The 21,825-nt window shown below is 69.9% G+C and carries 23 protein-coding genes; 14 read left to right on the top strand and 9 right to left on the bottom strand.

Annotated elements, in window-relative coordinates; all coding sequences use genetic code 11:
* Positions 1–142 precede the first annotated feature (142 nt).
* The 3 genes from ACQP2X_RS21525 to ACQP2X_RS21515 are packed head-to-tail and all read left to right on the top strand — an operon-like array spanning position 143 to position 2,646.
* Positions 143–937 carry an SAM-dependent methyltransferase gene (locus tag ACQP2X_RS21525; RefSeq protein ID WP_498700989.1) on the top strand — a complete coding sequence of 265 codons (795 nt, stop codon included), beginning with the start codon at positions 143–145 and terminating at the stop codon, positions 935–937.
* Positions 938–970: 33 nt separating this feature from the next.
* Entirely contained in the window at positions 971–1,864 is an 894-nt protein-coding gene (locus tag ACQP2X_RS21520; RefSeq protein WP_498699662.1) for a Sco1979 family transcriptional regulator, read from the top strand.
* A complete protein-coding gene (locus tag ACQP2X_RS21515) occupies positions 1,861–2,646 on the top strand; it encodes an SAM-dependent methyltransferase (protein ID WP_498699660.1) in 786 nt (261 codons plus the stop codon). Before ACQP2X_RS21520 ends, ACQP2X_RS21515 begins: the two co-directional genes overlap by 4 nt.
* A 56-nt stretch (positions 2,647–2,702) precedes the next feature.
* On the opposite strand, the gene ACQP2X_RS21510 is transcribed toward ACQP2X_RS21515, so the two are convergent.
* Both ACQP2X_RS21510 and ACQP2X_RS21505 read right to left on the bottom strand, forming a co-directional pair.
* Entirely contained in the window at positions 2,703–3,263 is a 561-nt protein-coding gene (locus tag ACQP2X_RS21510) for a hypothetical protein (protein WP_498699658.1), read from the bottom strand.
* Positions 3,264–3,893: 630 nt separating this feature from the next.
* The gene (locus ACQP2X_RS21505; protein ID WP_498699657.1) at positions 3,894–4,490 is read right to left on the bottom strand and encodes a CPBP family intramembrane glutamic endopeptidase; all 597 of its coding nucleotides are present in this window, start codon (positions 4,488–4,490) and stop codon (positions 3,894–3,896) included.
* Positions 4,491–4,504: 14 nt separating this feature from the next.
* On the opposite strand from ACQP2X_RS21505, the gene ACQP2X_RS21500 reads away from it, so the two are divergent.
* Complete coding sequence (locus tag ACQP2X_RS21500) at positions 4,505–5,212, top strand: hypothetical protein (RefSeq protein ID WP_498699656.1); 708 nt, start codon at positions 4,505–4,507, stop codon at positions 5,210–5,212.
* 13 nt (positions 5,213–5,225) lie between these two features.
* On the opposite strand, the gene ACQP2X_RS21495 is transcribed toward ACQP2X_RS21500, so the two are convergent.
* The gene (locus ACQP2X_RS21495; protein ID WP_498699654.1) at positions 5,226–6,281 is read right to left on the bottom strand and encodes a LacI family DNA-binding transcriptional regulator; all 1,056 of its coding nucleotides are present in this window, start codon (positions 6,279–6,281) and stop codon (positions 5,226–5,228) included.
* 69 nt (positions 6,282–6,350) lie between these two features.
* Between ACQP2X_RS21495 and ACQP2X_RS21490 the strand changes: the two genes are divergently transcribed.
* Both ACQP2X_RS21490 and ACQP2X_RS21485 read left to right on the top strand, forming a co-directional pair.
* A complete protein-coding gene (locus tag ACQP2X_RS21490; RefSeq protein WP_498699652.1) occupies positions 6,351–7,478 on the top strand; it encodes a glycoside hydrolase family 53 protein in 1,128 nt (375 codons plus the stop codon).
* 31 nt (positions 7,479–7,509) lie between these two features.
* Entirely contained in the window at positions 7,510–7,974 is a 465-nt protein-coding gene (locus ACQP2X_RS21485) for a hypothetical protein (RefSeq protein WP_498699649.1), read from the top strand.
* Between the two features lie 16 nt (positions 7,975–7,990).
* On the opposite strand, the gene ACQP2X_RS21480 is transcribed toward ACQP2X_RS21485, so the two are convergent.
* Positions 7,991–8,443, bottom strand: a complete 453-nt coding sequence (locus ACQP2X_RS21480; protein ID WP_498699648.1) for a VOC family protein — start codon at positions 8,441–8,443, stop codon at positions 7,991–7,993.
* Between the two features lie 159 nt (positions 8,444–8,602).
* Between ACQP2X_RS21480 and ACQP2X_RS21475 the strand changes: the two genes are divergently transcribed.
* The gene (locus ACQP2X_RS21475; protein WP_498699645.1) at positions 8,603–9,181 is read left to right on the top strand and encodes an RICIN domain-containing protein; all 579 of its coding nucleotides are present in this window, start codon (positions 8,603–8,605) and stop codon (positions 9,179–9,181) included.
* Positions 9,182–9,186: 5 nt separating this feature from the next.
* Positions 9,187–9,393, top strand: coding sequence for a hypothetical protein (locus ACQP2X_RS21470; protein WP_498699642.1), 207 nt, complete (start codon positions 9,187–9,189; stop codon positions 9,391–9,393).
* Here ACQP2X_RS21470 and ACQP2X_RS21465 read toward each other — a convergent pair.
* Entirely contained in the window at positions 9,359–10,069 is a 711-nt protein-coding gene (locus tag ACQP2X_RS21465) for a class I SAM-dependent methyltransferase (protein WP_498699640.1), read from the bottom strand. The genes ACQP2X_RS21470 and ACQP2X_RS21465 overlap by 35 nt on opposite strands.
* Positions 10,070–10,131: 62 nt before the next feature.
* On the opposite strand from ACQP2X_RS21465, the gene ACQP2X_RS21460 reads away from it, so the two are divergent.
* On the top strand, positions 10,132–10,764 hold the full coding sequence (locus tag ACQP2X_RS21460) for a TetR/AcrR family transcriptional regulator (protein WP_498699636.1): 633 nt from the start codon (positions 10,132–10,134) through the stop codon (positions 10,762–10,764).
* Complete coding sequence (locus ACQP2X_RS21455) at positions 10,761–11,198, top strand: acyl-CoA thioesterase (RefSeq protein ID WP_498699635.1); 438 nt, start codon at positions 10,761–10,763, stop codon at positions 11,196–11,198. The genes ACQP2X_RS21460 and ACQP2X_RS21455 overlap by 4 nt, the downstream gene beginning before the upstream one ends.
* Position 11,199: 1 nt before the next feature.
* Here ACQP2X_RS21455 and ACQP2X_RS21450 read toward each other — a convergent pair whose 3' ends face one another.
* A complete protein-coding gene (locus tag ACQP2X_RS21450; protein ID WP_498699634.1) occupies positions 11,200–12,075 on the bottom strand; it encodes a LacI family DNA-binding transcriptional regulator in 876 nt (291 codons plus the stop codon).
* Positions 12,076–12,188: 113 nt separating this feature from the next.
* On the opposite strand from ACQP2X_RS21450, the gene purU reads away from it, so the two are divergent.
* From purU to ACQP2X_RS21435, 3 genes are all read left to right on the top strand, one after another.
* Entirely contained in the window at positions 12,189–13,103 is a 915-nt protein-coding gene (purU, locus tag ACQP2X_RS21445; RefSeq protein WP_498699632.1) for a formyltetrahydrofolate deformylase, read from the top strand.
* Between the two features lie 60 nt (positions 13,104–13,163).
* Positions 13,164–13,922 carry a class I SAM-dependent methyltransferase gene (locus ACQP2X_RS21440; protein WP_498699631.1) on the top strand — a complete coding sequence of 253 codons (759 nt, stop codon included), beginning with the start codon at positions 13,164–13,166 and terminating at the stop codon, positions 13,920–13,922.
* 796 nt (positions 13,923–14,718) lie between these two features.
* Positions 14,719–16,077, top strand: a complete 1,359-nt coding sequence (locus ACQP2X_RS21435) for an HPP family protein (RefSeq protein ID WP_498699629.1) — start codon at positions 14,719–14,721, stop codon at positions 16,075–16,077.
* 6 nt (positions 16,078–16,083) lie between these two features.
* Here the strand turns inward: ACQP2X_RS21435 and ACQP2X_RS21430 are convergent, their stop codons facing one another.
* Both ACQP2X_RS21430 and ACQP2X_RS21425 read right to left on the bottom strand, forming a co-directional pair.
* Positions 16,084–16,965, bottom strand: coding sequence for an endonuclease/exonuclease/phosphatase family protein (locus ACQP2X_RS21430; protein ID WP_498699628.1), 882 nt, complete (start codon positions 16,963–16,965; stop codon positions 16,084–16,086).
* 16 nt (positions 16,966–16,981) lie between these two features.
* Positions 16,982–19,231, bottom strand: coding sequence for a putative bifunctional diguanylate cyclase/phosphodiesterase (locus ACQP2X_RS21425; RefSeq protein WP_498699627.1), 2,250 nt, complete (start codon positions 19,229–19,231; stop codon positions 16,982–16,984).
* Between the two features lie 88 nt (positions 19,232–19,319).
* Between ACQP2X_RS21425 and ACQP2X_RS21420 the strand changes: the two genes are divergently transcribed.
* Positions 19,320–20,954 (top strand): glycoside hydrolase family 43 protein, encoded by a 1,635-nt coding sequence (locus ACQP2X_RS21420; protein WP_498699625.1) that lies wholly within the window; start codon positions 19,320–19,322, stop codon positions 20,952–20,954.
* Here ACQP2X_RS21420 and ACQP2X_RS21415 read toward each other — a convergent pair.
* On the bottom strand, positions 20,942–21,754 hold the full coding sequence (locus ACQP2X_RS21415; protein ID WP_498699623.1) for an MBL fold metallo-hydrolase: 813 nt from the start codon (positions 21,752–21,754) through the stop codon (positions 20,942–20,944). The genes ACQP2X_RS21420 and ACQP2X_RS21415 overlap by 13 nt on opposite strands.
* Between the last annotated feature and the right edge of the window lie 71 nt (positions 21,755–21,825).

Genomic DNA, 21,825 nt, shown 5'->3' with positions numbered 1-21,825 from the left:
CATCGGGCTTGCCAGGGGTGTCTACGATCTGGTGGATTGTGGACTTGTCAAGCTCAATGCGCCGAGCGGGTGAAGGAAATAGCCGACCGGGTGGAGACTGACCCGGCCCGGGCGTGAGTATGCTGTCGATCATTCGTCGTGGATCTCCACAAAGGATGGTCGCGTGGCTGAGGACATCGACCGGCTCGACACGAACGTGCCGGAGACCGCACGGATCTGGAACTACCTGCTCGGCGGCACCGACAACTTCGCCGCCGACCGGGCCGTCGGTGACCAGATCATCGCCACGCTGCCGCAGCTCGCGGAGCACGCCAAGCTTTCGCGCGCCTTTCTCGCCCGGGCCGTGCGCTACCTGGTGCTCGAGGCCGGGATCACCCAGTTCCTGGACATCGGCACCGGGTTGCCCACCGCCGAGAACACGCACGAGGTGGCGCAGAAGGCCGACCCGGCCGCCCGTGTCGTCTACGTCGACAACGACCCCCTGGTGCTCGCGCACGCGCGCCGGCTGCTGAGCAGCACCGCCGAGGGGGCCACCGACTACGTACACGAAGATCTCCGAGACCCGGAGGCGATCCTCCGGGCCGCCGCCGCGACGCTCGATCTCTCCCGGCCCGTCGCGGTGACGCTGATGGGCGTGCTCGGGCACATCGAGAGCGACGACAAGGCCAAGAACATCATCGACCGCCTGATGCGCGGCCTGCCCAGCGGCAGCTTCCTGGCCATGTACGACGGCGCCGACACCGACCCGGCCACCACCGAGGCCACTCGCATCTGGAATGTGTCGGCCAACCCGAAGTATCACCTGCGCAGCCCCGAGCGGATAGCGAAGCTCTTCGATGGCCTGGTGCTTGTGGAGCCCGGCGTGGTGCCGGTGACCCGCTGGCGGACCGGCGAAACCGAGATCAGTCAGTTCTGCGCCGTCGGCCGCAAGCCGTAGCGTGCGAGCTCAGAGCCTGATAAGCAGGTCAACGTGACCGGGAGACAGGACAGCGGTGGCTCCACCGTGCGCCGGCTCCAGCTGGGCGCCCGACTGCGCGAGCTGCGCCTGGCCAAGGGCGTCAGCCGGGAGGACGCCGGCTACCGCATCCGCGCGTCCGAATCCAAGATCAGCCGGATGGAGCTGGGCCGGGTCAGCTTCAAGCCCCGCGACATCACCGACCTGCTGGTCCTGTACGGAGTGGAGGATCAGCAGGAGCACGACCGGCTGCTCGAACTGACCCGCGAGGCCAACTCGCCGGGCTGGTGGCGCACCTACGGCGACGTGCTCGACAGCTGGTTCACCAACTACCTCGACCTGGAGCAGTCGGCCGAGCTCATCCGGACGTACGAGATCCAGTTCGTCCCCGGACTGCTGCAGACCGAGGCGTACGCCAGCGCGGTCATCCGGCTCGGCCACCAGGGTCCCAGCACGACCGAGGTCGAGCGCCGGGCCAAACTACGGATGGCCCGCAAGCAGATCCTGACCCGGCCCGACGCCCCGAAGCTGTGGGCCGTGCTCGACGAGGCGGTGCTGCGCCGGCTCATCGGCGGCCGCGAGGTGCTGCACGAGCAGATCCTCTCGCTGATCGACGCCACCGAGAACCCGAACATCCGCCTGCAGATCATCCCGTTCGACTCGGGCGGGCACGCGGCGGCCGGCGGCGCGTTCAGCATCCTGCGCTTCCCGCACGAGGAGCTCGACGACGTCGTCTACATCGAGCACCTGACCAGCGCCGTCTACCTGGACAAGCACGACGATCTCGACAACTACGCGACCGCGTTCAGCCGCCTGATCATCGACGCCGCGCCGCCGGACGACACACCCCTGATTCTTCGCAAGATCGCTGACGACGTGGCATTCGATGACAAGGAGAGGGACAAATGACGGACGAAGCCTCCGCCGACCTGCAGCCCAACGTGCCGCACGCGGCCCGGATGTGGAACTACTGGATGGGCGGGAAGGACAACTTCGCGGCCGACCGGGCGGCCGGTGACGCGGTCGCGCAGGTCTACCCCGAGATCGCGGTGATGGCCCGGCTGTCCCGGCAGTTCCTGATCCGGGTCGTCCGCCACCTGGCCGCCGAGGCCGGCATCAAGCAGTTCCTCGACATCGGCACGGGCCTGCCGACGATGCAGAACACGCACGAGGTGGCGCAGGGCATCACGCCCGAGGCGCGCATCGTCTATGTGGACAACGACCCGCTGGTGCTGGCCCACGCCCGGGCCCTGCTGGTCAGCGTGACGGACGAGGGCGTCACCCAGTACGTCCACGCGGACTACCACGACCCGGAGAAGATCCTGGCCGACGCGGACGGCCCGCTCGACTTCACCCAGCCGGTCGCGGTCATGTTCATGGGCGTGATGGGCTACGAGCCGAGCCTCAAGCGCATCAGCGAGATCGTGAACACGGTGATGGACGCGGTCCCGTCGGGCAGCTACCTGGTCTTCTGGGACGGCACGGACACCACCGAGGCGGTCCGCGACGGGGCCCGCAAGCTGGCCGAGAGCGGCGGCGTGCCGTACATCCTGCGCAGCCCGGCCCAGATCGAGAGCGTCTTCGACGGCTTCGAGATCATCGAGCCGGGCGTCGTGCAGATCAGCTCCTGGCGCCCGGACGGCGAGGTCGAGACCATCGAGGCGTACGGCGCGGTGGCCCGCAAGCCCTGACGCCGCTCCCCCGTCGACGTCGGCGGCTCCCGGGCCGCCGGCGTCGACCAGCCGGGTCAGCCGCTGCTCCGGTCTCCTGATCTTCTAATCTTCGGTCGATGACTGACAAACATGCCGGCGACGTCCTCGACAGTGCCTGGGCCAGATTGACGGCAACGGCCGACCTCGACCGGCGCACAGCTCTCGACTGGCTTTTCGGGCTCGGACTCAACCGCTCGGCGCCCGAGGACGTGCTTCTCGACCTGCTGGATTTCGGGGAGACCGGCCTCCTCCACCGGGACGACCTTCCGGCCGGAGTCATGGATGCCGCCATCGTCCACGGCGCCGCGCGGGTGCGCGCCGCCGCGGCCGAATCCGGTCATCTTTCCGCCGCGCAGTGGGACCGGCTCCTCACCACCACGCCGGATCCGGCAGAACGGGACATGTTCGCGGAGCTGGCGGCGGAGCAACTGGCCGCCCGGCGCCGTTCCCGCGGTGGCCGCGGCGTCGGCCGTGCTCCGCACCCCGACGCCGTCCCACCCCGGACGCCGCAGGACATCGAGGCGATGGCCGCCGAGGTTCCCGACATCGACCCGGCCGACGTCACGACCGCGCTCTGGTGGATCGGCGCTCTCCACGACGACGCCGACGCCATGCGCCGGCTCGCCGCCTCGCCGAAGTTGCTGGTCCGCCGCAGCGTCGCACGAGCACCGCGCCTGCCCGCCGACGTGGCGGCGGCGCTCTCACGTGACCAGGACCGCATCGTGCGGCTCTTCCTCGCCGAGTCATGCGACGACGCCCCGCCCGAGATGCTCCTGGAGGTGGCGGCATGGTGGGAGGGAAGCCTGTCCTTCCCCGGCCGGCCGCGCACACATCCCCGCTTCCCCCGGGACGGGCTGCTGCGCTACGCGGGTGATCCCAACCCCCGGATGCGGATCCTCGCCCTCGCCGACCCGGCCTCCACGAGCGCACTCGCCGAACAGTTCAGCCACGACCCCGACCCGATCGTGCGCCGAGCCGCCGCCGAGGACCACCGCCTCTCGCCGGAGTCGCTGCGGCGGCTTGCCGCCGACACCGATCAACGCGTACGCCTGCGAGCGTGGCTCAACCCCTCGATATCGGCCGGCACCTTGGTGTCCCTCCTGCTCCACGCGGGCAGCGCCAACACGCCGCCCGGAATCCCGGCATCCCGATCCCGGTCATGCGCCACATGGCCACCATCGCGAGGCTGCCCTCCACAGCACCGACCTTGTGACTACCCGGTCAGCTCAGCGATCGGCGTCGCGCTTCCGGAAGAAGAGCACGCCCAGACCGTTGGCGGCCCAGTGCCAGACGAAGGGCACGAGCAGAGAGCCGCCGGCCTCGGCGCCCCAGGCCAGGACGAGGCCGGCCGCGGCGGTGAAGACGACCGCGCCGGCCGATCCCTTCGGGTGGAGATGCCACAACCCGAAGAGGGCGGCGGACCAGTACGGGCCGATCTCCGTGAGGAGTACGCCGCGGAACGCCACCTCCTCGAAGAGGACCACGGCCAGCGGGATCTCGACCAGCGCCTTGCGCCACGGGTGCTCGTCGGCCCGGCCGGCCGGCGCGAACCGCGACGCGACGGCGAGGGTGATGGCGATCGCGGCGGCGCCCGTGACGGCGTACAGCGAAGCGGTCCTGGAGATCGTGACGTCGAGGCCGAAGGCTGTGACCAGGATGAGCGCGGCGAGGGGGTTGACGATGGGCTGGAGCCTCGGTGGGCCTTTGTAGTTCCAGACGCGGACGGCGGCGAGCGCCAGGAGGATCTCCCCTATTTCTGCCATGACCGTCGTCGTCCGCTCCGCGGGGGTGGGGGTGGTGGGCAGGATGCTCGCAACCGACACAGAGGAGAGCTCCCGTGCGCACCGACTTCAGCATCGCCCGCGTTCCCGCCGCCGTCACGGCCTTCACGGGGCTGATGCTCGTCGCGGCCTGCTCCAGCGAGTCCTCCCCGGCCGCCTCGCCCGGCGCTTCGGCCTCCTCGACGACCACCTCCTCGCCGCCCCCGTCGCCGTCATCGTCGCCATCGTCCTCCTCCGCCGCGCCTTTGCCCTCTGCCACGTCCTCCTCTGCCGCGTCCTCCTCCGGTGGTGTCTTCTCGGGGACCCGGCAGGTCTATCTGCTGCCCAAGAACAGCGAGTCGGGGGTGGCCGTCCTCGGCAACGGGAAGCTCGGGCTGTCCGAGGCCTTCGACGACAGCGCGCTGTTCGTGCTCACCCGCACCTCGCCCGAGGGCGACCAGTACTGGATCCGGACCGCGAAGATCCGTAAGGGCGGCGAGGCCCTGTGCGTCTCGGCCAAGGCCCCCGCCGTCACCACCGTCGCCTGCGACGCGGCGGCTCCGGACCAGTTGTTCCGCTTCCGCGAGACCGGCGAGTCGAACGGCAAGCCCACCTACACGATCCGGACCGGCAAGGACACGTACATCATCCAGGACCCGACCGGCGAGATCGCCGGCACGGGCACCGGGGTGGCGGCGGTGACGATCGGCGAGGGCACTCCGGACATCGACACACCGTTCCTGCTGCCGGACCGTGGCCAGGCGACGATGCCGGCCCTGGACTGAGGCTTGTGAGCGCTCACGCGGACTCCCGGATCACCAGCTCGGTCGGCAGCACCCGGGAGGACGCGGGACGGCCGGCGATCAGCTGGGTCAGCACCTCGACCAGCTCGGCCGCCACCTGGGACAGTGGCTGGCGGACCGTGGTCAGCGGCGGGGTGGTGGCCGGCGCGATCGCCGAGTCGTCGAAGCCGCCGACCAGCACGTCACCGGGCACCGCCCGGCCCGCCCGCTGCAAGGCCTGGAGCGCGCCCACGGCCAGCAGATCCGAGGCGACGAAGACGGCGTCGAGCTCGGGGCAGGTCCCGAGCAGCCGGGTCATCGCGTCGCGGCCGGCCTCGATCGTGTAGGCGCCCGCGTAGGCGATGTCGCGGCGCCCGGCCCGGCGGCCCAGCACGTCGCGGAAGCCGTGCAGGCGCTCGGCGCCGCCGGCCATGTCCTGCGGGCCGGCCACCATGGCGATGCGGCGGCGGCCACGGCCGGCCAGATGCCGGGTCATGAGCCGGGCGCCGTCGCGGTCGTCGGCCGCGACGAACGGGAAGGCGGGACCCCGGGACGGCGGCCGCCCGCAGACCACGACCGGCACGCGCGTCTCGTGCAGCTGGGCGGCGAGCGGGTCGCCGTCGTGCATCGAGACGAGCAGGACGCCGTCGACGTGGCCGCCGCGAGCGAAGTGCAGCACCCGCTCGCGCTCCTCGGTGCGGCCGGCCAGCATCAGCATGAGGCTGCTCCCCCGCTCGGCCAGGAGCCGCGTGCACGTGCGCATCAGGGCGCCCAGCACCGGGTCCTCGAAGAGCCGGTCGGGCGCGTCCGACAGCACGAAGGCGACCGCCCCCGATCGCCGGGTGACGAGGCTGCGGGCGCTCTGGTTGATGACGTAGCCGGTGCTGCGCATGGCGTCGTGCACGGCCGCGAGGGCGGCCGGGCTCACGTGGGCGCCGCCGTTGAGGGCGCGGGACACCGTTCCCCGCGACACCCCGGCCAGCGCGGCCACGTCCTCCATGGTCGGTCCCCGGCGCTGGGCCCGCCGGGCCGCACCGCGCGATTTGGGATGAGGCGCCTCGTCGTCCACCATCTGCCCCTCCTCTTGACTTCCGCATTGTCCCGGAGCACCGTGAGCGCTCACAAGCATTGGAGGTTCTCGATGTCATCAATCAGCCGCCGTGCCCTCCTGGGCGGCGCCGGTGGGGTCGCCCTGGCCGCGCTCACGCCGGGCGCCGCGTCCGCGGCCTCACCGGCGCTGAGCGTCCGCGGGGCCGACATGTCGTTCCTTCTCCAGCTGGAGGAGGCCGGCGTGCGCTACCGCGACCTGAGTGGGCGGGTGCGCCCGGCCGAGCAGATCCTGGCCCGCGAGGGCGCCACCCACATGCGGCTGCGCGTCTGGGTCGACCCGCCCGACGGCTACAGCGACAAGGCCCGGGCTCTCTACCTGGCCCGCCGCGCCAAGAGAGCCGGCCTCAAGATCGTGCTGGACCCGCACTACAGCGACTTCTGGGCCGACCCCGGCAAGCAGCCCATCCCGGCGAGCTGGCCGCGGGACCTGCCCGGCCTCGTCGGGAAGATCCGCTCCTACACCCGCGACCTGCTGCGCGACTTCGCGCGACAGGGCACGCCGGTCGACATCCTCCAGGTCGGCAACGAGATCACCAACGGCATCCTGTGGCCGGCCGGCCAGCTCTACCTGCCCGACGGCACCCAGCAGTGGCCGGCCTTCACCGACCTGCTCAAGTCGGCCATCGCCGGCGCCCGCGAGGCGGCCGGCAACCGCGTCCGGATCATGCTGCACATCGACCGCGGCGGCAAGATGGGCGACACCCGCTGGTTCTTCGACAACATCGCCACCTACGGCGTGCCGTACGACATCCTCGGCCAGTCCTACTACCCCATGTGGCACGGCTCGATCGCCGACCTCGAGGCCAACCTGGCCGACTCGGCCGCCCGATACGGCAAGCCGATCCTGCTGGCCGAGATCTCCTACCCGTGGACGATGGCGGACGGCGACGGCCGGGGCAACATCGTCACCGACCCGGCCACCCTGCCCGACCTGGCCCAGTTCCCAGCCACACCGGCCGGGCAGGCCGCCTTCTACGAGCGCGTCCGCCAGGTCCTGCGGGCCGTGCCGGGATCACTGGGCCGGGGTTTCCTGGCCTGGGAGCCGGAGTGGATCCCCGGTGTGGGCTGGGAGCCCGGAGCCGAGGCCCCCAACGACAACCTGACCCAGTTCGACTTCACCGGCCGCGCCCTGCCGTCGATCCGCGCCTACCGTCCGTAAATCGCTTGTCCATGGCGGCATCCTCAATGCCATGGACGTCATCGTGCAACGCGTCGTCACGTTGTGGAGCAAGCGTTCCCGTGGTTTCCCGAACGCCGCCCTCCGGAACGCGGTCCCGCCCGCGTTCCCGCTGCCATCGGGACGCCCACCGCTGTTCCACGACGTCGACGTCCGCGAGGAGAACTGTTTCGAGCCCCGGTCGGAAGTCCGCCCGTTGACACCGCGCGCCTTCGGACTACATCTGGCGGGCGACGTGCTCCGCGTGCGAGTGCCCGACGGCTTCGGCTTCCCGCAGCGCCGGCATCGGCCGTCGGTGACGTTGAGGCGCGGCGAATGGGTGCGCTGGCGCTTCAACAACCGCTCGTCGTCGGCGTGCGGCACGGGCGACTGGCACTACACCTTGACGTCGCTGAGCATCGCGTTCGGCCCGATACCGCTCGACGCTTTCCTGGGCGGCGCCCCACACAGGATCGACGAGTTGGCCGCCCTGCGCTGACCGCTCGGCTCCCGGATCACGCCCCGCCGCCGGTGACCGTGTAACGGTCGCCGACCCGGTCGCGCAGCTGGTCGGCGGGCAGGTCCGGGCCCGGGGTGTGCAGGTTCCAGCGGTGCCCGAACGGGTCGATGATCCAGCCGGACCGGGCCCCGTCGTCCTGCGCCGTCACCGGCCGGTCGACGGTGGCGCCGGCCTGCACGGCCCGGCTCAGGGTGTCGTCGGCGTCGGGAACGCTGAGCACGAACGACACCGCAGTCCCGCCGATGCTGTGTGGTCCGCGCACGCCGATCTCCGGGTGCTCGTCGGCCAGGAACAGCGTCTCGCCGCCCACCGTCAGCTCGGCGTGCCCGATCCGGCCGTCGTCCGCCGTCCAGCGCTGCACTTCGACCGCGCCGAACACCGAGGTGTAGAAGTCGATGGCCGACGCGGCGCCGGCGCAGCAGAGGTACGGCACCAGTCCTCGTCCCATGCCCCGAACTCTATGCCCCCTCGGCGTCCCGGAACGGACCGTCCGATCGGACGGCTCCAGGGGCGGTGCGGCGACCACGATCGGGGGATGCCGTTCTGTTCGGACGACGGCATACATTGCCTTGGCGCACCCGCCCGAACTGCTCTGCGAGGTGGACCCATGGTGGCATTCGTCAAACGGCTCGGAATGGTGCTGGCGCTGGTCGCGGCGGTGCTGACGGTGCCCAGCGCGGCCCAGGGGGTCATTCCCCGGGACAACGGCTACTACGAGATCCGCTCCCGGGCCAACGACATGTGTCTCGACGTCTACGCCTTCTCCACCGCGGACGGTGGCCCGGTCGTGCAATGGCCCTGCAACGGGGCGGCCAACCAGCAGTGGCGGCCGCTGTTCGTGAAGTTCTGCTCGCCGTTCATCAGCATCCACGAGCTGCCCTGCTACGTGTGGGTCAACAAGCACAGCGGCAAGTGCCTGGACGTCCAATGGGGGAACGCGGCCAGCCGTACGAAGGTCTGGCAGTGGCGCTGCGACGGCAACAACGCCCAGCTCTGGATGCCGCGGTATCGCAGCGCGGAGCGAGCCGAGTACCAGTTCCTGAGCATGCTCTCCGACGGGCAGAAGAAGGGCTTCAAGTGCCTGGACGTGCCGTACGTCTCCCGGGAACGCGGCGTTCAGCAGTGGATCTTCGACTGCAACAGCACGATCGCACAGACCTACTACCTGCCTGTGTTCAAGAGGTGACCTCGTTGTCGCATGAGGAGCTCTTTCGGCGGTACGTCTCCGCAGGTGCCATCTCCCGCGACCCCGACGCGGTGGCGGAGCTGTTCGCCGAGGACGCGGGGTCGTCGAACTGCAGCGGGCGCCGGCGGGGGCGGTCCGGCTACCTGCTCGGTGATCCCGAGGTCTTCATCGCTGAGATCACGTCGCTGCGTGACTACTTTCGCGCGCCGTGACGATCCACGCCCGCGCGTCGAACCACACGCCGTCCGACGTCTGATAGGCGGCGAACAGCGAACGCAGCCGCTCGACGGCCTCCGGGTGGGCCAGGGCGGCCCGGGCGCATGAGAATCCGCTGACCCAGGTCAGGGCGGCCTCGACGTCGGGGCCGTAGTAGACGGGCTCGTGGACGTCGATGAACGCCACGTCGGTGAAGCCCGCGGCCTCCAGGATCGAGCGGACCGTCGCCGGGTCGGACAGGGAGAACGGCTCGGGTGCGACGGGCACGGAAAGGGCCCGGCGGATCGTCACGTCCCACTCGTTGCGGTCGGCTGACTGCCAGACCAGCATGGCCAGGCGGCCGGCGGGGCGCAGGGCCCGCGCGATGTTCGTGAAGGCGGCCTCCGGGTCGGCGAAGAACATCGTGCCGAAGCGGCTGATCGCCACGTCGAAGGAGCGCGGCGTGAAGGCGTACGTCTGGGCGTCTCCGCGTTTGAATTCGACGTTGCCCTCGGCGGAAGAGGTGATGGCGACGTCGATGCCCAGGGCGGAGGCGGCCAGGCGGGCGGCCTCGCGGGTGGTCTGGCCGATGCCGCAGCCGATGTCCAGGACACGGTCGCCGGGGTGCAGGTTCCAGTGCCGGCGCAGGGCGTCGGTGTGCCGTTGCAGCTCGGCGTCGTAATCGAGAGGCACACCACACCATAGGCCAGCCACAAATATTTACGAACGGTCGGTCGTTTTGTAGGGTCGACGGCATGACGGTGGACGGCAGACTGGTTCGCGGCGAGCGCACGCGCTCCGCCGTGCTCGATCAGGCGCTGCGGCTCGCGACCGTGAACGGGCTCGACGGGCTGTCGCTGAGCCAGGTCGCCGACGCGCTCGGGGTGAGCAAGTCGGGGCTGTTCGCGCATTGGCGGTCCAAGGAAGCGCTGCAACTGGCCGTCATCGAGCACGCCCGCGCGCAGTGGACCGACGAGGTCATCAAGCCCGCGCTGGCCGCGCCCAAGGGCGTGCGGCGGCTGTGGGCGCTGCACGATCGGCGGCTCGCCTTCTACGAGGCGCGGGTGCTGCCCGGCGGGTGTTTCTTCGCCAACGCCAACTTCGAGTTCAACGCCCGGCCCGGCGTTCTCCGCGACCGGCTCGGCGTGCAGCTCGCCGACTGGATGGCCTTCCTGACCCGGCTCGCCGGCGAGGCCGTCGAGATCGGCGAGCTCCGCGAGGACGCGGCCGGGAGCCTTCCCTTCCTGATCGAGTCGCTGGGGGTCTGCGCCGTCATGCAGGCTTCCACGCTCGGCCCCGACGACACCTTCCGGCACGCGCGGCTGGCCCTGCTCAGCCACCTGCGTGCCGTCGCCACCGACCCCACGATCCTTCCGGAGCCGCTATGACGACCTTGACCGAGACGTACGGCGATGTCGTGCGCCTGCCCGTGCACTTCGACGACCTGGACGCCATGGGCGTGCTGCACAACTCCCGCTACGCCGTCCTGGTCGAGCGGGCCATCGTGATCTGGTGGCAGGAGCGCGGCGTCGCGTTCACCAACGGCCGCCCGACCACGCCCGACGCTTTCAACGTCGTCCGTGAGTACGCCATCACGTTCCACCGCCCGATCACCGGCACCGGTGAGATCGCCGTCCATTTCTGGCTCGACCGGATGGGCACCACCAGCGCCGAGTACGGATTTCGCGTGACCTCCGAGGACGGGCAGACCGTGTTCGCCGAGGGGCGGCGTGTCAACGTACGCCTCGAATCGGCGACCATGCGGCCGGCGCCCTGGACCGATCACGGCCGCGAGCTGGCGGCGGCGCTGCTGAAGAGCTGACTCAGGCCGACTCCCGCACGATCACGCGGGCGGGAGTCGCCTTCAGGCCGTCCGTGCCCATGCTCAGCAACGTCCGGGCCGTCAGGCGCCCATGGGCCTCGGCGTCGATGTGAACAGTCGTCAGGGACGGCGTGACCATCGCGCCGTACTCGGTGTCGTCGAAGCCCATCACGGCCAGGTCACCCGGCACCGACAGGCCCTGGTCGCGGGCGGCCACCAGCGCCCGCATGGCGATGTCGTCGTCGTGACCGGCCACGGCGGTGACGCCGTCGGCGACCAGCTCGCGCAGCAGCGACAGGTCGGTCAGCGGCAGCAGCGGCGGCAGGCCCAGCTCGGCCGCCGCCTCCCCCGCGAACCGCAGGCGCACCTCGCGCAGCGGGGCGTCCGCCGGCAGGGCCAGGGCGATGCGGGTGTGCCCTTTTCCGGCCAGATATCCGATCTGCTGGGCGGCGTGCGCGGCCAGCCCGTCGTCGCGGCCGCCGCCGTAGGCCTCACCGAACCGGAGCGCCGCTCTCGGGCGTACGACATCGAGAATCTGCTTGTGGGAAGCCTCGGTGACCTGGCCTTGGCGGACCAGCAGGACGTGATCGTGTGCGGTCAACTCGTCGTCGAGGCCGCGGATGTAGCTGCGCGAGTATTTGCCCTCGAGGCCGTGCTCGACGAAGAGGACGACCAGCCGGGACGTACCCTCACGCAGGGCTTTGGCGATGCCGTGAGGCACATAACCCAGATCTCGTACGGCCTGGAGCACCCGCTCGCGCGTGGCCTCGGAGATCGTCTGGTTCGGCGTGTCGTTGAGAACGAAGCTGACCGTGGCCCGGGACACGCCACTGGCCGCCGCGACGTCCTTCAGGGTCGCGCGGCGGGCCTCCGGCATGCGTGTAGCTTACGGAGCTGGCTCGATTTAGTCAGGCCGGGTGGGTCACAAATCGACCGCAGCGGGCGGATCTTTGCGTACCCTCGCCACGATCGGATCGGAAGGATTGCTCAGTGACGCTCATCCAGGACGCGCCCCTCGCCAGCCGCCGCCCGCGCGACGACAGCCCCCGTGACCAGGCTGTCCTCATCGTGCACGGCGCCGACCGCACCGGCATCGTGGCCGCCGTCGGCTCGGTGCTCAGCAAGCACGGGGCGAACATCGTGTCGCTGGACCAGTACTCCGACAACCCGCACGGCGGCGCGTTCTTCCAGCGCACGGTGTTCAGCCTGGACGGCCTCAAGGCGGCCCTCCCGGAGATCGAGAACGACCTGCGCACCGAGATGGACCGCGGCTTCGACCTCGAGTTCACGCTGCGCGACCTGTCCAGGCCCAAGCGCGTGGCGATCTTCGCGTCGAAGGAGGACCACTGCCTCCTCGACCTGCTGTGGCGCCACCGCCGGGGCGAGCTGCCGGTCAGCGTCGCGATGGTCATCTCGAACCACACGGACACGGCGGACGAGGTGCGGTCGTTCGGCATCCCGTTCTTCCACGTGCCCTCCCCTGCCGGCCCCGACAAGTCGGTGGCCGAGGCCCAGCACCTCCAGCTGCTCCGGGGCAACGTCGACTTCGTGGTGCTGGCCCGCTACATGCAGATCCTGTCGGGCCGTTTCATCAAGGAACTGGCCGTCCCGATCATCAACATCCACCATTCGTTCCTGCCGGCGTTCATCGGAGCGGGCCCGTACGCCAAGGCGAAGCAGCGGGGCGTGAAGCTGATCGGCGCCACGGCCCACTACGTGACCGAGGACCTGGACGAGGGCCCGATCATCGAGCAGGACGTGGTACGGGTGACCCACGCCGAGACGGTGGCCGACCTCCAGCGCCGAGGAGCCGACGTGGAGCGAGCGGTCCTGTCCCGAGCAGTCCGCTGGCACAGCGAGGACCGGGTGATCCGCCACGACAACCACACCATCGTCTTCGCCTAGCCGTCACCGCTGAGCGAAACTGCTGGCCGTCGTCGCTCCGCCACAGGCAAGCTCCCCGGCGTGGGATCGGGATCGGGCTTGGGCTTTCAGGGCGACGTGGTCGACTACTACCAGCGTTTCCGGCGGGGATATCCACCTGCGGTGGTCGACGCTCTGGCCGCAGCGGTGAAACTGGACAATTCCGGCCTCGTACTGGACCTGGGCTGCGGCACAGGTCAGTTGACGCTGCCGATCGCCTCGCGCACCCGCGCGGTCGTCGGCATGGACCCCGAGCCGGAGATGCTGGCCCGAGCACGGCAGCTGTCACGGGCGCGGAACGTGACCTGGATTCTCGGCGCCGACGTCGATGTCCCGGCCGTAGGCGCCATGCTCGGCCGGACAGGCGCTGCATCGGATGAAAGCCGAGGCGCTGTTCACAGATCTGGTCCCCCACATCCGCCCGGGCGGCTCGGTAGCGGTGGTGACCAACGGAAGCCCGGCATGGTTGCACGACGCCGCGTGGTCCCAGGCTCTGCGCGGCTTCCTGGAGAGCTGGCTCGGAGAGTCCGTCGACTACGCCTGCGGCACGGACGAGGCCAGTCAGCAGCATTACGCGAGGCTTTTGACCGAGGCCGGCCTGCTCGTATCGAAAACCAATTTCATTACGTCGACACCATCGACTTCGAGCACTTGATCGGCGGCCTATACTCCGCTTTCTCCATCGACCAGCTCCCCGCCCCGGACGAGCGGGCAGACTTCGAGGTCCGGCTCCGCGCGGCATTACCCGAAACCTTCGAAGAACCCGTAGCGGTGTCAATGCTGATCGGAACAAAGAATTAGACACGCCCCCATTGCCGGAATTCAACTGGCCACCTCCGCATGCCGAGCTGGCACAGCGAGGTGGCGCAGCAATGGTTCGCCGACTTCTCAGGCCATGTGGGAAGGCCAGATTCTGGACCCGCGACCGCCACCCAGGGCTAAAAGCCAAGGCGAGGATCCGCTCCGCCCGGCGGACTCGGCCCGCACGGCGACCACCATCCGTCCCGGCCGATGTCACCGGCTCAGCCCGCATCATCCCCTCAGCCGGAACAGCTACCCCAACCTGGACCGCCGAATCCGCCCGAGCCACGGCTGCGGTCTGACCGGCCGGCTCAGCACGCACTACCGCGCCTTCCTGGACCGCCGACTCCGCCCGAACTTCCACCCCGACCTGCGCCACCGGCTCGGCACGCACCTCGACCCGCGCCGCCGGCTCGACCTCAACCGGCTTCTCCGCACTGCCGGCAGGTGCGACTTCTGGGTGCCCACCAGTCACCGCGCCGCGACCCGGGCGCCGCACCCAGCTGACCTCCTCATCCCATATCAAAGGCGGTATCCGCTCGGTTGGATCGTGCAGACCCAACTCCCCGCACACCCGCGAACAACCGTGCAACCGGCACAACTTGAACGCATGGCGTCGTTTAAGGCCCCAGCGCCGCCGCTCCGCACTTTCGCGCCGGAAACCCAACATCTCCGGCGAATGACTGGGCACCCCCGACCAATCCCGCATCGCCGCAATTACCGACCTGGAAAAGAACCCCAGCTGCGCCATGAACCATTATCCCGCGCCTCGAAGATCGAGGGCAAAGAAAGGATCATGCCTTTCAAAAATAGCTCAGCGTGGTCAGGACTTCACGTACAGATCGGCCACGGCATGGAAAGCCCGCTACGGTTCGAGGGCGCCGTCGGGCATAACCTTGCACACCCCGAAACCGGCCATGTCGAGGTCGAGGTGGGGACCGGCGCCGGCATGCTGGGCGACACCGCCGGGGCCCGGCTGCCGGTTCCTCGAAGAGCTGGGCGACACCATCGCCCGGTTCGCGAACCGGACGGCGGAACACCAGGCAGGCCGGTGACGCCCCTTGGCAAGAGTCGCGCGCGCGGCGACGATGACAGTGTGGAGAGACCGCCTTCGACCGATCGAAGGTGGTCGTTGCGGAAGATGGTCGCGTCGGGTGACAGCCGGGCCATCAAGGTCGTCACCTCGACGCTCCTGGTGGCGCTGTCCGTGGCGATCGGCATCGCGACCAACAAGGTCTCGGAGAAGTTCACCTGGGGATGGGCCGCCGGGTTGGCCATGTTCGCGCTGGGCGCCGCGGCCATCCAGATCCTCGACGTCTGGCAGGCGCGCTCCGGCAGCCGTCCCGGCCCGCAGCCCGAGGGCACGAGCCCATCGATATCGGTAGCCCTCACCGCCGGGCGTGACATCGTCGTCGGCCATCCCGTTCGACTGATGTCTCTGATGCTGACCTCCATCCTGGTGATCGCCATCGCCATTCTTGTCGCCGTTCTGACGATCCGGCCACAAAGAATTCCCCCGCGTCAGACCGCAGGCGAGGAGGAAATACTGGAAAAGCTGGAGCCTGGCGGCACGTACGCACGATTCAAACAACTCCTGAGTCAGGAGGCGGACAAGGAGGACAAGATCCAAGACGGCTTCATCGCCCAATTCGACCGCGAGAGTGAATACATCCATGCGGCAGTGAACGGCGACGAGAAGGTCCTTGCCATAACCGTGGTCCTCAAGGACGGAGCAACACTGCGACCGTCCCATCTCGGGGGATGGCCGTACCCGTTCGGCAAGACCATGGCCCAGCACGAGGACGCGCTCAGATTCGAACCGGACGGCGCGGCCGGCGTCTGCGGCGCTCGACACGGCGCCTATCTCAATGTTTACAACACCACCGACGCCTCGTACGACTTCCAGCGGATGGCATTCGGGTTCATCGACACCGGCGACTTCGATTGCACCGGCACCGACATCAAACTGACCGACTGCGATCCGGACGAGATCGACGGCGGCTTCAGCGCGTGCCGGGACCGCATGGAGTGGAAATCGGCGCAGGCCCGGCAGGTGCGGGAGAAAATCGTCGCCTCGGCGATTGTGGTCACGGCGCCGGACGTCGACATCACGACGGAGATGTTGCGCTTCACCTATGATTTCGCCAGGTTCTGACGCGGCTCACCCGGGCAGGCGCAGCCGGACCTGTACCGGCAGGTGGTCGCTCGGATACTGGGTGCCGCCGTGATAGCGGTTGATCAGCGCGGCCGAGACCGTGACGCCGGGCGTGGTCAGCACCCAGTCGATCCGTGGGCCGTCCGGGACGAGGGGGCGGTAGGCGTGGAACGTTCCGTACGCCGGGCCGCGTTTTCGGGGCTCGGCCCAGGCGTCCCGGTAGCCGGCCCGGGTGACCATGAGGTCGTACACCGGGCTGCCCGGTCGTGCGGCTGTGTTGAAGTCACCGGTCAGGACTATGGGCAGGTCCATCGCGGCCAACCGGTCGCGGATCAGGTGCGCGCCGCGGTCGCGGGCGTACTCGCTCAGATTGTCCAGGTGGGTGTTCACGGCGTAGAAGCTCGTGCCGGTCGTCTTGTCCAGGAACCTGGCCCACGTGACCATCCGGATCGCGAAGCCGCCCCACGTCTCCGAGCCTGGAACCTGCGGAGTGTCGGAGAGCCAGAAATGGCCGTACGTCTGCGGGGTCAGCCTGTCCTTGCGATAGAAGATGGCCATGAACTCGCCGGTGGCGCCGCCCTGGCGGCCCTGTCCTATGTAGTCGTAGGCGCCGGCCAGGTCGTCCCTGATGTCGCCCAGTTGCTCGACCAGGCCCTCCTGGGTGCCGATGAGGTCGGGACGCTCGGTCGTCAGGAGGGCGCGCATGACGGGCCGCCTCCGCACCCACGTGTCGTCGGCGAAGCGCAGGTTGAACGTCATCACGTGCAGGTCGGCGGCCGCGGGCGGGCCGGCCAGGCGGTCCATCGCCGAGGCGGCCGGGCGCGCGGGGACGGCCATCACCAGGACGGCGGCCACGGCGAACAGACCGGAGATCAGCCGCCGCGCCATGGCGAAATGATAGGCGTCAACCCGTGATCGTGGCGCCGGGCACCCACGCGGGGGCGCCGATGATCTCGCTGATGCGGGCGGCCGGCACCGGGCGGGAGAACAGGTAGCCCTGGCCGTACTCGTAGCCGAGGGCCAGCAGCAGGTCCCGCTGCTCGGTGGTCTCGATGCCCTCGGCCACCGACGACAGCTCCAGCGCGCCCGCCATCTGGCTCACCGCCGTCGCCACGGCCGACTGGCGGCCGACCGTGGTGATGGACTCGACGAAGGAGCGGTCCAGCTTCAGGGTCGTCACCGGGGTGGTCAGCAGCAGGCCCAGCGACGACGCCGCGGTGCCGAAGTCGTCCAGGGCCAGCTTCACGCCGAGCGCCCGCAGCGCCAGCAGGGCGTCCAGCGACTCCTGGTCGTCCAGGACCGCCGTCTCCGTCACCTCGATGGTCAGGCAGCTCGGGGGCATGCCGGTCTCACCCAGCGCCCGGGCCACCTCGGACACGAAGCCGTGCTCCTTGAGCTGGCGGCCGGCCACGTTGACCCCGACTGACATGCCCGTCACCTCGGGGTTGGCGCGCAGCCAGGCCACGCCCTGACGGCAGGCCTGCCACAGGACCCAGCGGCCGATCCCCACGATCAGGCCGGTCTTCTCGGCGACGGGGATGAACTCGACGGGCGAGACCAGGCCGCGGACGGGGTGGTTCCACCGGAGAAGAGCCTCGACCCCGGTCGTGCGCAGGTCGGTCAGGCGCACGATCGGCTGGTAGACCAGCTCGAACTGGTCGCCCTCGAGGGCTTCGCGCATCTCGCGGATGAGCTCGGCCTCGGCGCTGATCCGGGCGCCCATCTCGTCGGTGTAGCGCACCCACATGCTCTTGCCCCGGCCCTTGGCCTCGTACATGGCGATGTCGGCGTTGCTGAGCAGGCTCGACGGCTCGTGCCCGGCGGCCGCGGCGGCGACGCCGATGCTGGCCCGGGTGAACAGCGTGTGGGACTGGATCTCGACCGCCTCGTTGAGCAGCCGCTGGATCTCGTCGGCAATGGCTCCCCCGATGCCGGCGTCGGCACCGGGCAGCAGCACCGCGAACTCGTCACCGCCGAGACGGGCCACCAGGTCGTCGCGGCGCACCGACCGGCGCAGCCGCTCGGCCACGGCCACCAGCAGGGCGTCGCCGGCCGCGTGGCCCATCGTGTCGTTCACCGTCTTGAAGTCGTCCAGGTCGATCAGCAGGACGCAGGCCTCCTGCTTCTCGACGACCGCGGCCATCCGCTCGTTGAACGTGATCCGGTTGGCCAGCTTGGTCAGGCCGTCCAGCGACGCCTGCTCGCGCAGCAGCACCTCGTGCTCGCCGAGGCGGCGGATCAGTGTCATGTTGTCGTGGAAGGCCACCAGCTGCCGGCCGGCGACCAGGCAGGCCACCACGACGACGCCCAGGGCCGCGCCCCAGAGCTGGGACGACGCGTGGACCGGCATCATCGAGAAGAAGATGACGAAGGTGAGCGCGATCATCCCGTACGGCAACAGGCTGTAGGGGCGGCGGTGGACCCGGCGGGAGGAGCCGCCGCGGCGCACCAGCACCTCCTGGATGCGGGGGCCGGCCGCGATGAGGGCCGACGGCAGGAGGCGTACGACAAGAACCCAGGGGTTGTGGGGGTCCTGGAAGACGCCGGGCAGGAAGGTGGCGATGCCCTGGAGGCCGCAGGCGGCGACCATCGGCCAGGCCGCGATCCGGGCCATCGGCGGCTCGGGGATGAGGGCCACCTTGGTCGCGCAGAACGCGGCCACCACGACCAGCGCCGCGGTGAGGCCGGCGTTGAACTGGTTGTCGCCCGTGTTGTAGGCGAAGCACCAGGCGGTGACGCCGCCGCCGACCAGCACGGTCGCCGCGTCCAGCCAGAAGATGCTCTTGTCGCGACGGCTCTCGAGGCCCTGCGGGAAGATCAGGCAGGCGACGACGTTGCTGCACATGCCGACCGTGAACAGCACCGTCTGCACGGTGCCGCCGTTCATCGAGTCGGACGAGAACGTGATGAACTGCGAGAAGTCGCCGATGGTGAAGCAGGCGCCGGCGAACGCGATGATCGCCCAGAACCGGCGGAAGCGGACCGGTGAGATCCGCCGGAGCCGCCAGGCGCCGACCGCCAGCAGGGCGTCGAACGGCACCTGGAGACCCCAGAACGCCGTCACCTGGGGCACACCGTCCGGCAGGGCGGCGAACAGCACGCCACCGAGCAGCGTCAGGGCCGCCATGGCCAGCAGGACAGGGTCACGTCGCACGGGACTTTAGATCGGACTTTTCTGGAACAACTCAAGGACTTTCCGCAGGGACTTCCGCAACTTACATCGGAGTCCGTAACTTACGAGGATGACGACGAGTGCCATCACGGGGCGGGCCATCCGGAACCCGATTCTCAGCGGCTTCCATCCGGACCCGTCGATCCTGCGGGTCGGCTCGGACTACTTCATCGCCACCTCGACCTTCGAGTGGTACCCGGGCGTGCGGATCCACCACTCCACCAACCTGGTCGACTGGCGGCCGATGGGCGGCGCCCTGACCGAGAAGAGGCTGCTCGACCTGACCAGCGCCGGCGACTCGAACGGCGTGTGGGCGCCCAGCCTGAGCTATCACGACGGCCTGTTCCACCTGCTCTACGCCGACGTGGCGACCTTCGAGGGTGGTTACTGGGACCCGCAGAACTATCTGGTCACCGGCCCGACACCGACCGGGCCGTGGTCCGATCCGGTGGCGCTGCACGGCCGCGGCTTCGACGCGTCGCTCTTCCACGACGACGACGGCACGACCTGGATGCTGTCGATGGTCGCCGACTGGCGGCCCGGCCGGAACCGCTTCGCCGGCATCTCCCTCCAGCAGTACGACCGGGAGGCCCGCCGCCTCGTCGGCGCCGAGCACACGATCTTCCAGGGCACCGGGGCCGCCCTCACCGAGGCGCCCAACCTCTACCGCAAGGACGGCTGGTACTACCTGGTCACCGCGGAGGGCGGCACCAGTTGGGAGCATCAGGTCACGGTCGCCCGCTCCAGCCACCTGCTCGGCCCTTACCTCGCCGACCCCTCAGGACCATTGCTGACCTCGTACGGCCGCCCGTCGCTCACCTTGCAGAAAGCGGGACACGGAAGCCTCGTGCGGACACCCGCCGGCCAGTGGTACCTGGCCCACCTGGTGGCCCGCCCCTACACGCCGCTCGGCCGCTGCGTGCTGGGCCGCGAGACGGCGATCCAGGAGGTCACCTGGACCGCCAACGGCTGGCCGCGCATCACCGACGGCGTGCCGGCCGACTCGCTTCCGGCCCCGCGCGGGGTCTCCGTGGCCGAGGTGCGCCCGGTCTCTTCCGAGGAGAACGAGCACGACGACTTCGACGAGCCGGCCCTCGGCGTGAACTGGTCGACGCTGCGCCGCCCGGCCGCGCCGGACTGGGTCGACCTGGCCTCGCGCCCGTCGTTCCTGCGCGTCCGCGGCGGCCAGTCCCCCATGGGCCGGCAGCGCCCGAGCCTGGTCGCCCGCCGCGTCGTCGCCGCGCACTGCACGTTCGAGGCGACCATGGAGTTCACCCCGCGCAACTACCGCCAGCTGGCCGGCATCACCGCCTACTACAACACCCGCAACTGGTACTTCCTGCACGTCACGGCCGACGACGACGGCACGCCGGTGGTCGACCTCCTGTCCTGCGACTCGGGCCGCGTGGCGGTGGTGCCGGGCGTCCGCTCGGCCTTGACGGCCGATCGGATCGGACTTCGCCTGCGCTTCGAGGGTCCCCACTTGCGTTTCTCGTACGCCCGTGAGCCCGGCCCGGCCGCGAGCTGGACCGACGCGGGTCCGGCCCTGGACGCGACCACCCTCTCGGACGAGTACGCGGCCCACGTGGTCGACGGCGAGCCGTCGGCCTGGGGCTTCACCGGCGCCTTCACCGGCCTGTGGGTGCAGGACCTGGGCGCCGAGGGCGCGTACGCCGACTTCGACAGCGCCACCTACCGCGCCTGAACCCACCCGCCGCCGGGGGCGATCCGCCGGAACGACGGATCGCCCAGGTGCGCCGGGGCGATGACAATCCCCTGCTCCTCGGCCTCGGCGAAGAGCCGAACCCTTTCGGCGGTGGCCAGCTCACGATCGGTGTCGGTCGCGAAGTGGATGTCCCGGTCGGTCAGCTGAGCGGGGAACTGGAGCAGGTCACCGGTGAACCACAGCCGCCGCCCACCGGAGGCCAGCTCGATGACCACGTGCCCCGGCGTGTGCCCCGGCACCGGCATGACCCGCACGCCGGGCAGGTCCTCGGTGCCGTAGGGACGCAGGATGCCCGCCTTGGCCGCGGCCTCCATGATCTCCCGCGTGGGTTCGTCGCCGTCCAGCAGCGCCCAGTCCTCGGCGCCGTAGTGGACGAGAGCGTTCGGAAAGAACGGGACGCCGTCCTTCATGATCCAGCCGACGTGGTCGAGGTGCAGGTGCGTGAGGAGGACGGCGGTGACGTCCTCGGGCGCGACGCCGGCCTCGGCCAGGGCGGCGGGAAGCTTCCCGGCCAGCGCCAGGTGGGACGGGCTGTGCTCGGTGGCCAGCTCGGCCGGGAACGGCAGGGCGAGCTCGCCGGCGCCGGCGTCGATCAGGAACGTGCCGGCCGGCCCCTGGACCAGGTGGGCGCCGATCCGGATCTCGTACGTGCCGTTCTCCCCCAGCAGCCCAGGGAAGCGGCCGAAGTCGGCGCCCGGGTAGAAGGACGGCGGCAGGTACGAGGACCCGTCCCGCAGCACGGTCACGGTGTAGTCCCCGATGGTGATCTTCTCGGTCATGGTCCACTCCTCCTCGAAAACTGCGTCAGTGACAGACACGGAGTCAGTGGCCGACTGTAGCGCTAGGATGG

Source organism: Actinoplanes sp. CA-131856, from assembly GCF_050956135.1.
Taxonomy (GTDB): Bacteria; Actinomycetota; Actinomycetes; order Mycobacteriales; family Micromonosporaceae; genus Actinoplanes.
The sequence above is the reverse complement of the archived record's forward strand: the minus strand, read 5'-3'. Positions and strand labels throughout refer to the sequence as shown.